General features: G+C 54.6%; 15 protein-coding genes. 10 read left to right on the top strand and 5 right to left on the bottom strand.

Annotated features, from left to right (window positions below; genetic code table 11):
• The first annotated feature begins 14 nt into the window (after window positions 1–14).
• Both aceF and lpdA read left to right on the top strand, forming a co-directional pair.
• Complete coding sequence (aceF, locus tag FD744_RS16505; protein WP_160868753.1) at window positions 15–1,916, top strand: pyruvate dehydrogenase complex dihydrolipoyllysine-residue acetyltransferase; 1,902 nt, start codon at window positions 15–17, stop codon at window positions 1,914–1,916.
• Between the two features lie 175 nt (window positions 1,917–2,091).
• Window positions 2,092–3,516 carry a dihydrolipoyl dehydrogenase gene (gene lpdA / locus FD744_RS16510; protein ID WP_034829692.1) on the top strand — a complete coding sequence of 475 codons (1,425 nt, stop codon included), beginning with the start codon at window positions 2,092–2,094 and terminating at the stop codon, window positions 3,514–3,516.
• A 144-nt stretch (window positions 3,517–3,660) separates the two neighbouring features.
• On the opposite strand, the gene FD744_RS25990 is transcribed toward lpdA, so the two are convergent.
• Both FD744_RS25990 and FD744_RS16520 read right to left on the bottom strand, forming a co-directional pair.
• Window positions 3,661–3,807 (bottom strand): Hok/Gef family protein, encoded by a 147-nt coding sequence (locus FD744_RS25990; RefSeq protein WP_160868754.1) that lies wholly within the window; start codon window positions 3,805–3,807, stop codon window positions 3,661–3,663.
• Window positions 3,808–4,108: 301 nt separating this feature from the next.
• On the bottom strand, window positions 4,109–4,987 hold the full coding sequence (locus tag FD744_RS16520) for a LysR family transcriptional regulator (RefSeq protein WP_160868755.1): 879 nt from the start codon (window positions 4,985–4,987) through the stop codon (window positions 4,109–4,111).
• 98 nt (window positions 4,988–5,085) lie between these two features.
• Between FD744_RS16520 and FD744_RS16525 the strand changes: the two genes are divergently transcribed.
• The 8 genes from FD744_RS16525 to yacL all read left to right on the top strand — a co-directional run bounded on the left by FD744_RS16525 (window position 5,086) and on the right by yacL (window position 15,094).
• The gene (locus FD744_RS16525) at window positions 5,086–6,081 is read left to right on the top strand and encodes an aldo/keto reductase (RefSeq protein WP_160868756.1); all 996 of its coding nucleotides are present in this window, start codon (window positions 5,086–5,088) and stop codon (window positions 6,079–6,081) included.
• 237 nt (window positions 6,082–6,318) lie between these two features.
• Window positions 6,319–8,916 (top strand): bifunctional aconitate hydratase 2/2-methylisocitrate dehydratase, encoded by a 2,598-nt coding sequence (gene acnB / locus FD744_RS16530; protein ID WP_072017054.1) that lies wholly within the window; start codon window positions 6,319–6,321, stop codon window positions 8,914–8,916.
• Window positions 8,917–9,497: 581 nt separating this feature from the next.
• Window positions 9,498–10,040: a spore coat U domain-containing protein gene (locus tag FD744_RS16535; RefSeq protein ID WP_160833530.1), complete on the top strand. Its 543-nt coding sequence runs from the start codon at window positions 9,498–9,500 to the stop codon at window positions 10,038–10,040.
• 7 nt (window positions 10,041–10,047) lie between these two features.
• Window positions 10,048–10,563 carry a spore coat U domain-containing protein gene (locus tag FD744_RS16540; RefSeq protein WP_160833529.1) on the top strand — a complete coding sequence of 172 codons (516 nt, stop codon included), beginning with the start codon at window positions 10,048–10,050 and terminating at the stop codon, window positions 10,561–10,563.
• Window positions 10,564–10,565: 2 nt separating this feature from the next.
• The gene (locus FD744_RS16545; protein ID WP_160868757.1) at window positions 10,566–11,330 is read left to right on the top strand and encodes a molecular chaperone; all 765 of its coding nucleotides are present in this window, start codon (window positions 10,566–10,568) and stop codon (window positions 11,328–11,330) included.
• Window positions 11,327–13,687, top strand: a complete 2,361-nt coding sequence (locus FD744_RS16550) for a fimbria/pilus outer membrane usher protein (RefSeq protein ID WP_160868758.1) — start codon at window positions 11,327–11,329, stop codon at window positions 13,685–13,687. Before FD744_RS16545 ends, FD744_RS16550 begins: the two co-directional genes overlap by 4 nt.
• A complete protein-coding gene (locus tag FD744_RS16555) occupies window positions 13,684–14,619 on the top strand; it encodes a spore coat protein U domain-containing protein (protein WP_160868759.1) in 936 nt (311 codons plus the stop codon). The genes FD744_RS16550 and FD744_RS16555 overlap by 4 nt, the downstream gene beginning before the upstream one ends.
• A gap of 112 nt (window positions 14,620–14,731) precedes the next feature.
• Complete coding sequence (yacL, locus tag FD744_RS16560) at window positions 14,732–15,094, top strand: protein YacL (RefSeq protein ID WP_160868760.1); 363 nt, start codon at window positions 14,732–14,734, stop codon at window positions 15,092–15,094.
• A gap of 196 nt (window positions 15,095–15,290) precedes the next feature.
• Here yacL and FD744_RS16565 read toward each other — a convergent pair whose 3' ends face one another.
• The 3 genes from FD744_RS16565 to FD744_RS16575 all read right to left on the bottom strand — a co-directional run bounded on the left by FD744_RS16565 (window position 15,291) and on the right by FD744_RS16575 (window position 19,058).
• Window positions 15,291–16,334, bottom strand: a complete 1,044-nt coding sequence (locus tag FD744_RS16565) for a cyclase family protein (protein ID WP_058960880.1) — start codon at window positions 16,332–16,334, stop codon at window positions 15,291–15,293.
• Entirely contained in the window at window positions 16,331–17,668 is a 1,338-nt protein-coding gene (locus FD744_RS16570) for an MFS transporter (protein ID WP_058960879.1), read from the bottom strand. The genes FD744_RS16565 and FD744_RS16570 overlap by 4 nt, the downstream gene beginning before the upstream one ends.
• Window positions 17,669–17,738: 70 nt before the next feature.
• Window positions 17,739–19,058 (bottom strand): MFS transporter, encoded by a 1,320-nt coding sequence (locus tag FD744_RS16575; RefSeq protein WP_034829595.1) that lies wholly within the window; start codon window positions 19,056–19,058, stop codon window positions 17,739–17,741.
• Between the last annotated feature and the right edge of the window lie 116 nt (window positions 19,059–19,174).

Consider the following 19,174-nt stretch of genomic DNA (forward strand, 5'->3'; position numbering starts at 1 on the left):
GAGGTAAGAGAGTAATGGCTATCGAAATTAACGTACCGGATATCGGGTCAGACGAAGTTGAAGTCACCGAAATCCTGGTGAAGGTGGGCGACAAAGTTGAAGCTGAACAGTCGCTGATCACCGTGGAAGGCGATAAAGCCTCAATGGAAGTGCCTTCGCCACAGGCTGGCGTAGTGAAAGAGATTAAAATCTCTACCGGTGACAAAGTGAATACCGGTTCGCTGATCATGATCTTTGAAGCAGAAGGCGCAGTGGCTGCTGCACCAGCGGCAGAAGAGAAAAAAGCGGAAGCGGCTCCTGCTCCGGCGGCTGCGGCCGTCAGCAAAGAGGTCAACGTGCCAGATATCGGCGGTGATGAAGTTGAAGTTACTGAGATTCTGGTGAAAGTCGGCGACAAAGTTGAAGCTGAACAATCTCTGCTTACCGTTGAAGGCGACAAGGCTTCAATGGAAGTGCCAGCACCGTTCGCGGGCGTGGTGAAAGAGATCAAAATCGCCACCGGCGATAAAGTGAATACCGGCTCGCTGATCATGATCTTCGAAGCAGAAGGTGCTGCACCGGCTGCGGCCCCAGCCGCGAAGCAGGAAGCGGCTCCTGCTGCAGCCCCTGCTGCTGCGGGTGGCGCGAAAGACGTCAACGTGCCAGACATCGGCGGCGATGAAGTTGAAGTCACCGAAGTGCTGGTGAAAGTGGGTGACAAAGTCACCGCTGAGCAGTCACTGATCGTGGTTGAAGGCGACAAAGCGTCAATGGAAGTGCCTGCGCCATTCGCCGGTACGGTGAAAGAGCTGAAAGTCTCTACCGGCGATAAAGTCAGCACCGGTTCACTGATCATGGTGTTCGAAGTAGAAGGCGCTGCGCCTGCGCCTGCGCCTGCTGCTGCGGCACCTGCGGCGAAACAGGAAGCGGCTCCGGCTCCAGCGGCAGCGAAACCTGCTGCAGCACCTGCGGCGAAAGCTGACGCGAAAGGTGAGTTTGCTGAAAACGACGCTTACGTCCACGCTACCCCGGTGATTCGTCGCCTGGCGCGCGAGTTCGGTGTCAATCTGGCGAAAGTCAAAGGCACCGGCCGTAAAGGTCGCATCCTGAAAGAAGACGTACAGTCTTACGTGAAAGATGCAGTGAAACGCGCAGAAGCGGCTCCGGCTGCCGCGGCAAGTGGCGGAAGCCTGCCGGGTCTGCTGCCTTGGCCGAAAGTGGACTTCAGCAAGTTCGGTGAAGTGGAAGAAGTGGAACTGGGTCGTATCCAGAAGATCTCGGGTGCGAACCTGAGCCGTAACTGGGTGGTTATCCCGCACGTTACGCACTTTGACAAGACTGATATCACCGATCTGGAAGCGTTCCGTAAACAGCAGAACGCCGAAGCGGAAAAACGTAAGCTGGATGTGAAGTTCACCCCTGTGGTGTTCATCATGAAAGCCGTTGCCGCTGCGCTGGAGCAGATGCCGCGTTTCAACAGTTCACTGTCTGAAGATGCACAACGACTGACGCTGAAGAAATACATCAACATCGGTGTGGCGGTCGATACGCCAAACGGTCTGGTGGTTCCGGTGTTCAAAGATGTGAACAAGAAAGGCATCACTGAACTGTCGCGTGAGCTGATGGCGATTTCTAAGAAAGCGCGTGATGGCAAGCTGACCGCTGGCGATATGCAGGGCGGTTGCTTCACCATCTCCAGCCTTGGTGGCCTGGGCACCACGCACTTCGCACCTATCGTGAATGCGCCAGAAGTGGCGATCCTCGGTGTGTCTAAGTCTGCGATGGAACCGGTGTGGAACGGCAAAGAGTTTGAGCCGCGTCTGATGATGCCAATCTCACTCTCCTTCGACCACCGCGTGATCGACGGTGCTGATGGTGCGCGCTTTATCACCATCATCAACAACACACTGTCCGACATTCGCCGTCTGGTGATGTGAAGTTAATCAAGGCCGGCAAATGCCGGCCTTGTTGTAAGCATTCGGAGTTGCCGCGGTTGGCAGTTTATTAACAATTCTGTAAACTCTTGCGGTGAAATGTCCCGGTGGATTTAGGGCATGCAGAGCCTGGGATAGGCTCTACGTCTGGCCGCCGGCAATCTAATAAGAGGTCATGATGAGTACAGAGATTAAAACTCAAGTCGTGGTACTTGGGGCAGGTCCTGCAGGTTACTCTGCAGCCTTCCGTTGCGCTGATTTAGGTCTGGAAACCGTAATCGTTGAGCGTTACAGCACCCTCGGTGGTGTTTGTCTGAACGTAGGCTGTATCCCGTCAAAAGCGCTGCTTCATGTTGCGAAAGTGATCGAAGAAGCCAAAGCACTGGAAGAGCACGGTATCGTGTTTGGCCAGCCGCAAACTGACATCAACAAGATCCGTACCTGGAAAGAAAAAGTTATCACCCAACTGACTGGCGGTCTGGCCGGTATGGCGAAAGGCCGTAAAGTGAAAGTGGTAACCGGTCTGGGTAAATTCACCGGTGCTAACACCCTGGTGGTGGAAGGTGAGGGTGGCGCAACCACCATCAACTTCGACAACGCGATTATCGCTGCAGGCTCGCGCCCGATTGAGCTGCCATTCATCCCACACAACGATCCACGCGTGTGGGACTCTACAGACGCGCTGGAGCTGAAAGAAGTGCCTAAGCGTCTGCTGGTTATGGGCGGCGGCATCATCGGTCTGGAAATGGCCACCGTGTATAACGCGCTGGGTTCAGAGATCGACGTGGTTGAGATGTTCGACCAGGTTATCCCTGCTGCCGATAAAGACGTGGTGAAGGTCTTCACCAAACGTATCAGCAAGAAATTCAACCTGATGCTGGAAACCAAAGTCACTGCTGTTGAAGCGAAAGACGATGGTATCTACGTGTCAATGGAAGGCAAAAAAGCCCCGGCTGAAGCGCAGCGTTATGACGCAGTGCTGGTGGCGATTGGCCGTGTGCCAAACGGTAAAGGCCTGGATGCGGGTAAAGCGGGCGTGGAAGTGGACGATCGTGGGTTCATCCGCGTCGACAAACAGCTGCGTACCAACGTGCCACACATCTTTGCTATCGGCGACATCGTCGGTCAGCCAATGCTGGCGCACAAAGGTGTGCACGAAGGCCACGTCGCGGCAGAAGTGATTTCTGGTCTGAAACACTACTTCGACCCGAAAGTGATCCCTTCTATCGCCTATACCGAGCCAGAAGTTGCCTGGGTAGGTCTGACCGAGAAAGAAGCGAAAGAGAAAGGCATCAGCTACGAAGTCTCCACCTTCCCGTGGGCTGCTTCTGGCCGTGCAATCGCTTCTGATTGTGCAGACGGTATGACCAAACTGATCTTCGACAAAGAGACTCACCGTGTGATCGGTGGTGCGATTGTCGGCACCAACGGCGGCGAGCTGCTGGGTGAAATCGGTCTGGCGATTGAAATGGGCTGTGATGCAGAAGACATCGCACTGACCATTCACGCGCACCCAACCTTGCATGAGTCAGTTGGTCTGGCGGCAGAAGTGTTTGAAGGTAGCATCACTGACCTGCCAAACGCGAAAGCGAAAAAGAAATAATTTTTTTGCTAAATAAAGAAACGGCTCCTTAATGGAGCCGTTTTTTATTACGGGTTCTATTAAATTGAATCGATAAATAAGGCGCTGGAGCTAACGCATAAGCCCTGCCGGAAAAAGCAGGGGCGAACCCCTGCTATTGAAGTGTTACTGCCTGACTTCGTAAGCCATTACCGCAGATAATTCAGCAGTGAATACCTTGAATCGTAATTCACAGAGTGTATTGCGATTCACCAGGCACAATACTAATAGCATGAGCCCGCCGATAATCAGCTTGCTGAATGATAACTTCATAATCACTTACTCCTTGCATTAGCACGAGCAAGCAACTACCCTAACATTGCTTAGGTGTTTCGGGTAGTTGCCTGCTCGTGCGGTTGATGAAAATTGACCGCATGAGTTTCTCCTTCCACAACCCACCTCAATTGATAATGCTTGAGGCAGATTGCCTCAAGCGCCCGCAGGCAGTCTACGCGTTTTGTTTCTTATTTCACGTCTAATTTATCTTTAATTTTAATTAAATTTCCCAGTTTTATCGTTAGTCTTTAATTAAAGATGTTAAATGTCCATGTAATTAATTATTGATATCTTTAATCTAATCAATAAAATGCCTGAGCGGTGCGGAAAGGTATTTCCTGCTGGGGTAATAGAGCCAGAATCCTTCTTCAATCTGCGTATACTCAGTAAGTATTTCAACTAATTCTCCCTCCGCCAAAGCAGCGTTGACCGCGTCCTGATGTAAAAAGGCGATACCTAATCCGGCACATGCCGCTTGCAGAATGCGCTCATTATTGTCCAGCACCAGTGAGCCTTTTACCGCCACTTCCTGCTTGCGCCCGTCTTGCCAAAATTCCCAACGATAGCGACGTCCGCTCGGAAAGCGCCGCTCAATACAGGGAAACTGCAATAACTCCGCCGGGAACTGCGGAACGCCATGTTGAGCAAGAAAAGCCGGGCTGGCCACCGCCAGTGCGCGCATCGGCTTGCCAAAGGGCACTGCGATCATATCCTGCGCCAGCACATCGCCATAGCGTACGCCTGCATCAAAACCACTCTCAACGATATCTACCAACGCGTCATTGCTGTCGATCTCCAGCGTAATCTCCGGGAAGCGTTGCACGAACGGTAAAATGACGGATTGGAAAAACAGCGCCTCCGCCGAACGCGGCATGCTGATGCGCAACACGCCACGAGGATCGCGACGCCAGTCATTCAGTTCATCCACCGCCTGTGAAAGATCGGCCAGCGCAGGCTGGATACGCAGCAAGAATCGCTCGCCGGCTTCGGTCAGCGCCACTTTCCGCGTGGTGCGGTGCAGCAGACGCACTCCCAGCCTCTCCTCAAAGTTGCGCATGGCGTGGCTCAGGCTCGAGGGCGTGACATTTCGCTCCTCAGCGGCTTTGCGAAAACTCAGATGCTGCGCGATAGCGGCAAACATCTCCAGTTCCTGCATTGATGCACGGTAGTTGTTCATTGCTGAATTCCACTCACTAAATCAACGAAAATCGCGCAATTGTTGCCGCGATTGCTGAGGTTTATAACATTAACACCGTAAGCGAAGAGGATAAATCAATGCAACAGCGTCAATTAGGCAGTCAGGGATTACAGGTTTCAGCGTTAGGATTGGGCTGCATGGGCATGAACTTTGCCTATGGTCAGAATGATGAAAAGCAAGCGTTGAATACGCTGGCGCGTGCATTTGAACTCGGCGTCAATTTCCTAGATACCGCTGAAGTGTATGGTCCTTTCACCAATGAGATGTTACTGGCGAAAGCGATCAAAGGCCGTAGCGATATCAAAGTGGCGACCAAGTTTGGTTTCCGCATTACCGATCATGGGGAGGGCTGGGAGCGCATTACCGGTGCCAATAGCGAACCGGCGCATATCCGCCGCGCCGTGGAAGGCTCACTTCAGCGCCTGGGTGTCGAAGCCATTGAATTGCTGTATCAGCATCGTCTCGATCCAGCCGTGCCGATTGAGGATGTGGTAGGCGTGATGGCGGATCTGGTGCGTGAAGGGAAGGTGAAGTATCTCGGTTTATCCGAAGTCTCATCCGCCACGTTACGCCGCGCGCACGCGGTGCATCCGATTTCGGCCCTGCAGAGCGAATACTCTCTGTGGACGCGCGATCCGGAGCAAGAAATTCTCGCCACCTGCCGTGAGCTGAATATCGGATTTGTCCCTTACAGTCCGTTAGGCCGCGGCTTCCTCACCGGTAAATTCCCGGCGGCGACCACGCTGGCGGAAGATGATTTTCGTCGCTACCTGCCGCGTTTCCAACAGGACGCACAGGCGCATAACCAGAAGTTAGTGAATCAGCTTTCAGAGATGGCTGCAGGTTATGATGCGACAGCAGCACAACTGGCGCTGGCGTGGGTGCTGGCGAAAGGTGAGGATGTCGTGCCGATCCCTGGTGCCAGTAAAATCGCCAATCTGGAACAGAACTGTGCTGCGGCCGCTCTCACACTTCATTCAGCCGATATCAAGGCCCTGGATACGCTATTCAATCCACAAAATATTCAGGGTGAGCGCTACAACGAAAGCGAATTCACCCTGGTCGATCGCTAATTTTTAGCCCTTCAATCACAAAATGGCAGGCTCAGGTGGCCTGCTTTTTTGTGTGACCCCGCTCAAAATCCAGATAAATCTGCTAAATAACGCGCGGATGTTGCTTTTTTGTAAACAGATTAACAATCAGCCGAAATGCTGCTATGCTGGCCGACGCGGAACCGGGCACCTCACCCTACTGTTTGACAGCTCAAGGGGTGTACCGGAAAGCTATACAATGAGAGCGAGGAGAACGTCGTGCTAGAAGAATACCGTAAGCACGTTGCCGAGCGTGCTGCCCAGGGAATCGTACCTAAGCCGTTAGATGCTTCCCAAATGGCCGCGCTGGTTGAACTGCTGAAAAACCCGCCAGCGGGTGAAGAAGAATTCCTGACCGATCTATTGGTCAACCGTGTACCCCCAGGTGTTGATGAAGCGGCTTATGTAAAAGCTGGTTTCCTGGCAGCTGTCACGAAGGGCGAAGCCCTCTCTCCTCTGGTTACTCGCGAAAAGGCAGTTGAACTGCTGGGCACCATGCAGGGTGGCTACAACATCCATGCCCTGATCGAAGCGCTTGACGATGAAGCACTGGCTCCGATTGCCGCTGAAGCCCTGTCCCATACGCTGCTGATGTTCGATAACTTCTACGATGTCGAAGAGAAAGCGAAAGCGGGTAACCCCCACGCGAAGAAAATTATCCAGTCCTGGGCCGATGCTGAGTGGTTCCTGAAGCGTCCTAAGCTGGCTGAAAAAATCACCACAACCGTGTTTAAAGTGACCGGCGAAACCAACACCGATGACCTCTCTCCGGCACCGGATGCATGGTCTCGCCCGGATATTCCACTGCACGCACTGGCGATGTTGAAAAACCCACGTGATGGTATCGAACCCGACGATGCCGGCAACATTGGGCCGATCAAACAGATCGAAGAATTGCAGAAAAAAGGCTTCCCGCTGACCTACGTCGGTGACGTGGTGGGTACCGGTTCTTCCCGTAAATCTGCCACCAACTCGGTGTTGTGGTTCATGGGCGATGACATTCCGTACGTGCCAAACAAAAAAGGCGGCGGTCTGTGCCTCGGCGGTAAAATCGCACCGATCTTCTTCAACACTATGGAAGATGCGGGCGCACTGCCGATCGAAGTGGACGTTGACCGTCTGAACATGGGCGATGTGATTGACGTTTACCCGTACAAGGGTGAAGTGCGCAATCATGAAACCGACGAACTGCTGGCGACCTTCGAGCTGAAAACCGAAGTGCTGCTGGATGAAGTGCGTGCCGGTGGCCGTATTCCACTGATCATTGGTCGTGGCCTGACCACCAAAGCACGTGAGTCTCTGGGTCTGCCGCACAGCGATGTGTTTGTGAAAGCCAAAGACGTTGCAGAGAGCACCCGTGGTTATTCACTGGCGCAGAAAATGGTTGGCCGTGCCTGTGGCGTTGAAGGTATCCGTCCGGGTGCCTACTGTGAACCTAAAATGACTTCTGTGGGTTCTCAGGACACCACCGGTCCAATGACCCGTGATGAACTGAAAGACCTGGCGTGCCTGGGCTTCTCATCCGATTTAGTCATGCAGTCATTCTGTCATACCGCAGCCTATCCTAAGCCGGTTGACGTGACCACGCACCACACCCTGCCTGACTTCATTATGAACCGTGGCGGTGTCTCACTGCGTCCGGGTGACGGCGTTATCCACAGCTGGCTGAACCGTATGCTGCTGCCCGATACCGTGGGTACCGGCGGCGATTCACACACCCGTTTCCCAATCGGGATCTCCTTCCCGGCAGGTTCTGGTCTGGTGGCATTTGCTGCTGCGACCGGCGTGATGCCACTGGATATGCCTGAGTCAGTGCTGGTGCGCTTCAAAGGCGAAATGCAGCCGGGCATCACCCTGCGCGATCTGGTTCACGCCATCCCACTGTACGCCATCAAAGCGGGTCTGCTGACTGTTGAGAAGAAAGGGAAGAAAAACATCTTCTCTGGCCGCGTGCTGGAAATCGAAGGTCTGCCGAAACTGAAAGTGGAGCAGGCATTTGAACTGACCGATGCGTCAGCTGAGCGTTCTGCAGCGGGCTGTACCATCAAGCTGGATAAAGAGCCGATCATTGAGTATCTGAACTCAAACATCGTGCTGCTGAAGTGGATGATCTCTGAAGGTTACGGCGATCGTCGTACGCTGGAGCGCCGTGTAGAAGGCATGCAGAAATGGCTGGCGGATCCGCAACTGCTGGAAGGCGATGCGGATGCAGAATATGCGGCAGTGATCGATATCGATCTGGCCGAAATCAAAGAGCCAATTCTGTGTGCACCAAACGATCCGGACGATGCGCGCTGGTTGTCTGATGTGCAGGGCGAGAAGATCGATGAAGTGTTCATCGGTTCTTGTATGACCAACATCGGTCACTTCCGTGCAGCGGGTAAACTGCTGGATGCGCACAAAGGCCAGCTGCCAACCCGTCTGTGGGTGGCGCCGCCTACTAAGATGGATGCCGCACAGCTGACGGAAGAGGGCTATTACAGCGTCTTCGGTAAGAGCGGTGCGCGTATCGAAATCCCAGGTTGCTCACTCTGCATGGGTAACCAGGCGCGTGTGAAAGACGGTGCGACAGTGGTTTCCACCTCAACCCGTAACTTCCCGAACCGCCTCGGTACCGGCGCGAACGTGTTCCTGGCTTCGGCTGAGTTGGCTGCGGTGGCATCCCTGCTGGGTAAACTGCCAACGCCAGACGAGTATCAGCAGTTTATGGTTCAGGTTGATAAGACGGCGGCAGATACTTACCGCTATCTCAACTTTGACCAGCTGGGTCAGTACACTGAAAAAGCTGACGGTGTGATCTTCCAGACCGCGGTTTAATCGGCGCGAAGGATGAAGAGGGGACGATGCGAATCGTCCCTTTTTTTATGCGTAAACCAATTGATCAAATAAATGACATTGTCATTTTTTAAAAATAATAAGTGATGGTCATCAATCATTGTGATCTTTAACACTCTCAATAATTATGTTTTAATTTTAATTATCGCGGTGAGTTAACACTGTTTGCGCATAATTATGTAAGTATATCGTTAATTATCATTTTGCATCGGATAGGCTTTAATTTTTACCTAACGAAATAACCAAGCAATATGCTACTTAAAATGGATTTAAGTCAGCATTAATGCCAGAACTTAACGTAAATGTAGCGAGTTGGCTTGTATTCAGATTATTCCGAATTCAATCCTTTCCAAATTTATCCCATCCAGTTATGTTTTAAAAAAGTGACACTTATCGCTTCGCTTAAAAAGCGGCTGAGTGCACTCAATCTGCGATATTAAATGATAAGTTCTTAACACTTGTATAAAGGGTGTGCGCTGTAAAATGCATCACAGTGTAAAAGTGTTTAATCATTTCCAGGTATCGCTATCTAAATCTATCCATTGCAATTGTGTGGGGGAAAAATGGAATTCAAATCCGCATTCTGTGCTTTATCGATGGCTGTTATCTGTAGTTCACCTTTAACCGTGCAAGCGGCAGGCACATTGACCGGGCAAGTGGGCATTCAGGTGGTCATCAGCGATGGCTGCACTGTCGGTAACAATGATTCCAGTGGCACCACCAATGACTGGGGTTCGATTAATTTCGGTACCTATGCCGATTTGGCCAATATCATTGATGGTAGCGTATTGGGATCGGATGGCAGCAGCAGTGTCACGGTCACCTGCACCAGCGGATTATCCCCTACGCTAACCTTAGATGGCGGATTAAATGGCAGCAGTACGCTGCGCAACATGACTTCCGGTACCACTTTAATCCCTTATCGACTCTATTCTGACTCCTCCCGTAGCACGGAAATTGCCGTGAACGGCAGTGTGTCACTTTCCGCTGACGGAACCGCGCAGGATGTGCCGATTTACGGTCGTATTTTACCTTCAGACCAAAGCACCACGGCGCCAGCCTCAGGCACTTACGTTGATACCGTAACGGCGACACTCGCCTGGTAATAGCGCCATGGCGCGCTACCTTATCGCCGCTGGCTGGCTGCTGAGTGCATCACCCTGTTTCGCCAGCAGCACCACCGACAGTTTTCAGGTCACCGCCGAAATTACCAGTGGTTGTGCGTTTGGCAGTTCGGGCAGCAGTAGCAGCACGGATTTCGGCACGCTGGATTTTGGCACGATGTCGGCGATCAGCAGCAATGTCGATGTGGCGAGCAGCAGTGGTGCAGGTTCGATTGTGGTGACCTGCACGCCGGGAACGGCCATCACTCTCGCACTGGACTACGGTGAAAATGGCGGGAGTTCCAGCTCGCGATACCTGAGCAACGGCAGCGCAACATTGGCGTATCAGCTCTATCAGGATGCGGCACACACCACGGTATGGGGCAGCGATTCCCTGGCCTACAGCGTGTCGTCATTTCCTGATAGCACACAAACTTACACTGTTTATGGACGCTTGTTTGCCACGGCTGGCTTACCCGCTTCTGGCACTTATAGCGACACCGTAACGGTCACGCTGACCTATTGAAGATGAAAAAATGGCTCCTGATTGCTCTGTTTACGTTACAGAGTTCGCTATTGCATGCCGCCAGTTCAGTGTTGGTCTGGCCTATTTTCCAGGTGATCGAAGCCGACCAGCACGGCAGTGCGTTGTGGTTAGAGAACCGTGGCAGCCAGCCAGTGCGCTTGCAGGTGCGTATTTTAGCCTGGCAGCAGCAGGCGTATCGCGACCGATACGCTGATCAGGGTGAGGTGGTTGCCAGTCCCCCCTTTACCACTATTCCGCCGCAACAGCGCCAGCTGGTTCGGCTGATCCGCATAGCTGCGCCGCCAGAGCAGGGCGAACACGCCTATCGCATCATCCTCGATGAGATACCCAACGCGGACGTGCCTGCGGTGAAAAACAGCGCCGGGCTGCGATTGCAGATGCGCTATGTGCTGCCGCTGTTCCTCGATGGCAAAGGCGTCTGGACTCAGCCACGCAGCGATGTGCGGCGCGATCCCGCCTCCGCCAGCCAGCCACAACTGAGCTGGCAGCTGGTGACCGAGCAGGGAAAAACACTGTTGCGCATTCGTAATGCAGGCAAGGTCCATGCACGTTTAAGTGAGGTGTTCTGGGGCAGAGAAGCGGATGTCAGTAAAGCATCGTTGATCGTGGCAAAAGGATTTTTGGGTTACGTGCTGGCTGGGCAAAGCATGCAATTTCCCCTGCCTGCGGGGAAAACAGTGCCCATCGGCAGTACGCTGTTCACTCATCTCACTGATAACGGTCCCGTGGTGGCGATCTCACCATGAGGCTCGCATGTGCACGCCGGCTGGCGCTGTTACCTGGTCTGCTGTTGTGCGGCATCGTGGATGCCCATGCTGAAGTGTATGACGGTTTGCCTCCGCCGCGTGCACTGAAGAGTGAGCAAAACGATTACACCCTGTGGCTCACACTGAGTGTCAATGGCCGTAACGATGGCAGTGTCGTGCCCGTTACGGTGCATAACGCACATTATCTGCTGGATGCAGCAGTGCTGCGGCGTAACAACGTGCAGTTACCGGCCACGGCCAGGGGTGCGCAGGATGTCAGCGTGCTGCCGCAGATCCACGTCAGTTATGACAGTGTGCACCAGATATTACAGCTGCAGGTGCCGGACAGCTGGTTGCCAAAGCAAACGCTGAGCGACAGGCCGCAAGCAGCGTATCAAGCCATCAGCTCACCCGGCATGTTGTTGAATTACGATGCCTATAACGTAAAAAGCGCCGACGCCAGTCGTTACAGCGCGGTTTGGCTGGAACAGCGTTTTTTTTCCACCTCGGGTTATCTGTCGAATACCGGCACCTGGCGGCAGTATTGGCAGGGAGAAGCTGATAGCGACAGCCGCGCGGGCTATCTGCGTTATGACACCACCTGGAAATACAGCGATGTCGATCGCATGGTGAGTTTTCAGTTGGGGGATGTCATCAGCAACTCACTCAGCTGGAGCAATTCGGTGCGATTAGGCGGGCTGCGTATCAGCCGCAGTTTTGCCGTCCGACCCGATTTAGTCACCTATCCGATGCTGAACTGGTCAGGCAATGCTGCCGTGCCCGGTAGTGTGGATGTGTTTATCAACGGCTATAAAACCAGTAGCAACAGTCTGAATGCAGGTCCCTGGACGCTGACCAGTACGCCTTATATCAACGGCGCGGGTGAAGCCACCGTCGTCACCACCGATGCACTGGGCCGGCAGGTTGAAACCAGCATTCCGTTTTATGTCTCTAACCAACTGCTGCGCAGTGGATTGAGCGATTTTGACTTTAGCGCAGGCGCATTGCGACAAAACTATGGCATTCGCAGTGCCGATTACGATGCCGCCGCCGTCAGCGGTTTTTATCGCTATGGCGTGAATGATCATCTGACGCTGGCGCTACAGGGTGAAGGTCGTGAAGGGCTGGCGCGGATGGGCACGGGGGCGGATATAGCGGTGGCGCGTTTGGGCACGCTTTCGTTGAGTGCCAGCCAGTCTCAAGCTGATCGCGCTGGGCAGCAATATTCTGCCGGTTATTCGTGGTACGCCCCACGTTTTAGCCTCAGCCTCAGCCACGTTCAGCGTACCGCGGGATTCAGCGACTTGTCGGTTTACAACACCAGCGCGAGCCTCAGCCGCCGCGCAGAACAAGCCACGCTCAGTGTTGCACCTTTTGGTCGCATGGCGGGCACCTTTGGCCTCGGTTATTTCGATATCACCGCCCATGACAGCACCCGCACTCGCTTAGCCAATTTATCCTGGAGCCGTGGCCTGTGGGGCAATAGCAGCGTGCACGTGGCACTGAATAAAACCCTCGGCGAGCACGGCATGGCGGCGCAAATCCAGTTACTGATTCCGTTTGAACAGGCGGGATCGGTATCACTCTCCAGCCAGCGTGACAGCAACGGCGAGCGTGCGCAAACCTTGAGCTACAGCCGTGCAGCACCGGCGTCCGGTGGCATTGGCTGGAATCTGGCGGCTTCACAAAACAACGACGGCTATCGCCAGGCGGATGTTACGTGGAAAAACCGCTACTCGGTATTAAGCGGCGGCGTGTACGGATCCTCGGGCGATCGTACGCAATGGTTTGATGCCAGCGGTGCATTGGTGTGGATGGATAACGCGTTGTTTGCCACCAGCAAAATTAATGATGCCTTTATCGTGGTCAGTACTTCTGGCTACAGCGGCGTACCGGTTCGCTATGAAAACCAACTGTTGGGCAGTACCGATAGCCAGGGCCATATTCTGGTGCCGTGGGTCAGCGCATGGTATCCGGCCAAACTGACCATCGATCCGCTGAATTTGCCTGCGGATATCAATGCGCCGCAGGTCGAGCAACGCATATCGGTGCGTGAAGCGAGTGGTGCGCTGGTGAATTTCCCGCTGCGCAAGACCCGGCCGCTACTGCTGACGCTGGTGGATGCGCAACATCACCCTTTACCGCCGGGAACGCTGGTGACGGAAATGCACAGTGGGCAAACCACCCAAATGGGATATGGCGGCCAGGCGTGGTTTGGCGATGTGCCTGAGCACAGTGAAATCAGCGTGTCGTTGCCGGCGGGACAGTGCCGACATGCGCTGACGATTAACAGCGAACAATTTCGCACAGGGCCTCTGGTGTGTGCTATGGCTGAAAATCAGGAGAAACATCAATGAAAAGGGTGCTAGTGGCGTTGATTGTCTTACTGTCCGGTTGGAGCGGATCGCTCTGGGCGGCCTGTACAGCCAGCTCAAGCAGTACGGACTTTGGCAGCGTCAGCTCTTTTACGTTAGCCAGCACCGCACAGGTGGTTGAAACCGGTACCGGCTTCACCTGTTCGGGCAGCGCACTATCCCTGCTGAGCACCAATACCGTGACGGGCGCTATCAGCAGCTCAGCCAATGCATCCGGCACCTCGCCACAGGCTTACAACAGCAGCACCGGCAGTTATATCCCTTATACGATTTGCGGTGACAGCGCGTGCAGCACCACCTACAGCATCGGCAGCAGTAAAACCTGGAGCTCGACCTCACTGCTGGGTCTGCTGGGGTTATTCAATGCCAGCGATGGCTCACTGCCGCTGTATTTGAAAAGCACCGCAGGCGTCAATGTGCCCGCGGGAACCTATACCGACACCATTACGCTGAACTGGAGTTACAGTATCTGTTTTGTTGGCGTTCTCGGGATATGTGCCTATACCACCGGCACGGCCACTTCCACCATCCAGATCCAGTTTGAGGTGACCAATGACTGTGCCATCGACAGCGCGCCCGATCTGGACTTTGGCAGCGCTTCACTGCCCGCCAGTTTTAGCAGCGTCTCATCGGCGCTGGCCATTCGCTGCACGCTGAATGCGGCGTACAGCGTTAACCTTGCCAGCAGCAACGCCACCAGTGGGGATTGGCGACAAATGAGCAACGGCTCTTCGCTGCTGCAGTATCAGTTATATCAGGCAGATGGCACAGCATGGACACCCAGTAATGACCTGAGTGAGACCGGCACCGGCGTCGCGCAAAGTATCAACTACTCCGCAAAGGTGAATCCCGATCAAACCAATCAGCCTGCCGGGAGCTACAGTGATACCGTGACGGTTACCGTCACCTATTGAGCGGCGGCTTCTGGCATAATGCGAGCGCGATCCCACTTTATTCAGCGCGCTACGCACAAAATGCACCTAACCGGTGCTGCACGTCGCGCCATTAGCTACACGAGGCAAACCCATGGAGTATGAATTTCTGCGTGATTTGACCGGGCAGGTCAAAGTACGTATGTCGATGGACCACGAAGCAGTGGGGCACTGGTTCAATGAAGAGGTCAGAGAGCATCCCGGCCTGTTGGATGAAGTGGAAGCGGCGGCGCGGGAAGTCAAAGGCACGATTAATCAGTGGCAGCGTGTCGGACATGAGTACACCATCTGGCTGGATGAAGAAGAGGTGATGATCCGAGCCAACCAGCTGGCGCTGGAAGATGATGGCATGGAAGAGGGCATGACCTATTACGACGAAGAGAGCCTGTCATTTTGCGGCGTGGAAGATTTTCTTGCGGTGATTGCAGCCTATCGGCAGTTTATCGCGGGGAAATAACCGCAACCCTTCGCCTGCAGGGTCGCGAGCGTCATACTCGCAACGCCGCGCAATGATATTCGGCCTCCCTTAGCCGCTATGCTGCCTCAGGCGCGCATGGGCCTTCCCCCCAGATCTGCCTAAGACGCGCAAGAGCCGTAGCGGCGCCATGTATCGCGCCTGCCACGGCCACAGTGTGCTTCTGTTTATACCAACATCAAACGGTGGCAATCGGTGTTGCTGGTGAACCCACTGCGCCAGGCAGCCGCAGTGGTGGGGCGGTGAGCAGAAACGCATGGCGCTGTTGCTGCGCCAGCCAATCCGCCAGCGGACTGAGTAACATCAGTTCGCCGAGATACACTCCCAGCCGGAACAGACAGAGATCGTGCAGCGGATGCGACGGATAAAAATCATCGTTCATTGGGCGTGCCGGTAAAATCTCTACCGCTGGGTTATCGGCGATTAGCGCCACCACGCCGCTCTCGACGATCCAGTTGCGCAGCTGCTCATCACTGCCATCCAGCCCCGCAAAGTGGCTGTTTAAAAACGTCATATCCGGCTCGCCCTGCATCGCCAGAATCGCTTCATCCATGCCGGTGCGGAAACACACCATATCGCCCTGGCGCACCTCGATACCATCCGCCTGTAAAATCTGCTGCAGATGCTGATAACCAAAGGCAAACCGCTCGGTGCCAAAGTGACGTTTAATATCAATCATCACCGCGCGGCCTTGCATGCCGTGCTGCGCCACATTTTCGATGCCGAGTTTCTTCGCGCCCAAATGGCTGCCGTGGTCGCAGCCACAGCCGCCGCGATAATCCGTTTCCCCAACGATATCGACATTGGCTTTGTAGCCGTTGTAGAACACCATTTCGGGCTCGCCGTTGCCGTTGACATCAAACCACTGGCCCATATGCGCCAGGCTGTCCCATTGCGTTGAGTATTGCAGCGCCAGCGTCACGGTATCATCGCAAATCACGTCGGTGAGCAGTGGATTATCGCGCGATAACGGATAGGTCATATTGGCATGCTCGCCGCGTCGTGTGGCATTGAGCTGCGGCGGCGGACGGCGCGGGTTCATCGCCGTGCCGCCCGGTAAGTCGAGCGGTAAACTCAGGCAGAACGTTTGCCCGGTTTTCACTTCGGCTACGCCTTCCAGCACCTTTTGCGCGGTCAGGAGATTCAATCGACCGAGTTGATCGTCGGGACCAAAATCCCCCCAGGTCGCGTGCGCCGGGCGTTGCTTCCAGCGAGTATTCATACTTCTCTCCTTAAGTTGCCTTCCAGTGCTGCGGCAGATTCGGTGCCCATCGGCTGCACACGCGGCAGCCAGAAGGCGTAAATCAGCGCTCCGACGACACCGATCACCCCGGCGATCTCCAGTGGGATCACAAAGGAGTGGGTGTATTGCATGATCACCCCGATCAGGATAGGTGAAATAATCCCGGCCAGATTGGCCGCCATGTTCTGGATACCGCCGATGGTGGCGACGTTCGCGCGGTTGGGTGCGACATCAGACGGCAGTGCCCACAGCGCGGCAGAGGCAAACGTGGCGGCGAAGTTGGCAAAGCAGAGTGCCGCCAACGCCAGGCCAACAGTTGGGGAAAATGCCGCCAGACCGATGGTGGCACTACCCAACATGCCGCCCACCAGCGGAATTTTGCGCGCCACGCTCAGCGAGTAGCCGCGACGCACCAGTGAATCGGACAGCAACCCACCGCACCAACCGCCAACAATCGCTGCCAGCCCTGGCAGCATGCCGAGCAGGCCGAATTTCATCAGTGAGAGATGGAAGGTTTCCACCAGATAGGTTGGGAACCAGGTAAAGAAAAAGTAGGAAACAAAGTTAATGCAGAAGAAGCCGGCCATCATTGCCTGTACGGCACGTTGGCCCAGCAACTGTCGCACACTCATCGGCTCGCCGGTTTGTGGATCCTGGTTGGCCTCGATGAATTCCACTTCCTCAAGCGAGACGCTTTTGTGATCGCGCGGATCGCGATACCACAAGTACCATGCCAGCGCCCACACCACCGCCACCACGCCGGAGATGACAAATGTCATACGCCAGCCGACCAGCGCGATCAGGAAAGAGATGATCGGGATCGCCAGCGTGCCACCGATCTTACTGCCGTTGTTGAAGGTGGCAGCGGCAAAGCTGCGCTCCTGACGCGGGAACCAGCGCGTGACCGTCGACGAACTGGCGGGATAGCTGGGCGCTTCCACGGCACCTAAAACAAAGCGGAAGCCCACCAGAGCAGCGATGGAGCTGGCCAGGCCACAGGCGGCGGTGGCTAAACCCCAGCCCAGGCTGCTGACAGCAAAAGTGATGCGCGGGCCGAGTTTATCCACCAGCCAGCCGCCGGGTAGCTGGAACAGCACATAGCTCCAGAAAAATGCCGAGAGTAATAAGCCGCTGTCCGTGGGCGAGAAGTGCAGCTCCTGGCTCATAAACGGCATGGCGACACTCATGGCGGCGCGATCGATATAGTTGATGGCGATGCCGACTGACAGCACCGTGAGAATGACGAAACGAAATTTCCCTTTCGCTTTACTTGCCTGAATTGCAGCAGGTGATCCATTGGAATTCAGCGACATGTCGCCTCCAATTGTTTTTTATTTTCTGTAGGGGAAACGCCGCATCAGGACGATGCGGCGAGTTTGGCACTTACGCGCCGCTTACCACGGAGTGTGGATGATGCGCCTGTTCCTCATCCACGATGGGTTCGACTTTGCCCATCAGGAACAGGTAGTTAAGAATACCGATAACCACTAATACAGCAGAGAACACCAGTGCCCAGGTGAAGTGGCCTGTCGCCCCGACGATGGCACCAGTAATAATCGGCCCCACCGCACCGCCCATGTTGGATACGGTGTTTTGCAGGCCTGCCACGATCGACACGCTGTTCTGCGGTGCCACATCGCCAGGCAGTGCCCACACCTGAGAAGCCGCAACGGTGGTGCCTGATTTGGCGATACACAGCAACAGCACGGTCATAAATACCGAGTCAGTGAACGGGGCGAAGCCGATACACAGTGCCATCATCAGACCAATAGTCAGGAACAGCTTGCGCGTGGCGGTCAGTGACAGCACTTTTTTGTGCACCATGCGATCCGATGCCCAACCGGCCAGCACTTCAATCACCATGCCGCAAATCAGCGGCAGCGCAGCCACCATCCCCATCTTGAGGAAATCCATGCCTTTATCTTTCACCAGATAAGTCGGCAGCCAGGTAATAAAGAAGTATGAGGTGTAGTTAATGGTGAAGAAGCCAATGCACATTGCCCAGATATTGCGGTAGCGCAGCAGTTTGTACCACTTCATCGGACGTACGCTTTTGTCGCCGTGTTTCTGCGCCTGGCCATTACGGATAAAGCGCACTTCATCCTGACTGATCGATTTGTGATCTTCAGGGTTTTCCGCATAGATGAAGTACCACGCAATTACCCAGAACACACCGAGTGAACCAATCACCAGGAAAGTGATGCGCCAGTCGAACATGGCGATCATAAATACGATCAACGGCATGGCCACGGCCCCACCAAACTTCGAGGCGCTGTCGAACAGGCCTGAAACGGTGGCACGTTCGCGATCCGGGAACCAGCGCGCGGTTATCCCGGCGTTGCTCGGATAGGCTGCGGCCTCACCGACACCCAGCGCTAAACGCAGCGCCAGTAGAGATTTAAAGCCGGTTGCCAGGCCCATCGCCATGGTAGCAATTGACCACCAGGCCACCGCAATACCGAGACCTTTTTTCTGACCGAAGCGATCGGCAAACCAGCCTGCCGGGATCTGCAACAGCGCGTATGACCAGAAGAACGCTGCCATGATAAAGCCCATCATCTCGGGATTAATGTCGAGCTCTTTGATCAAATGCGGGGCAGCCGCAGAGAGTACGGTACGGTCAATATAGTTAATGGCGATCGCCAGCCACATCAGGCCAGCAATCCACCAGCGAATGCGGGTAGAGCGAGAGGTGTTGTTCATAATATTTTTTCACCTTCCCGGTGTCTTTCGCGCTGTCGCGGCGTTGACTGCAATCATCCACCCCACATTCGGGGGACAGATGACCTTGTCGCTGGCGTCAGCACCAATGACTGGGG

Origin of the sequence: Pantoea sp. Taur (assembly GCF_009830025.1) — a bacterium.
GTDB lineage: Bacteria > Pseudomonadota > Gammaproteobacteria > Enterobacterales > Enterobacteriaceae > Pantoea > Pantoea communis.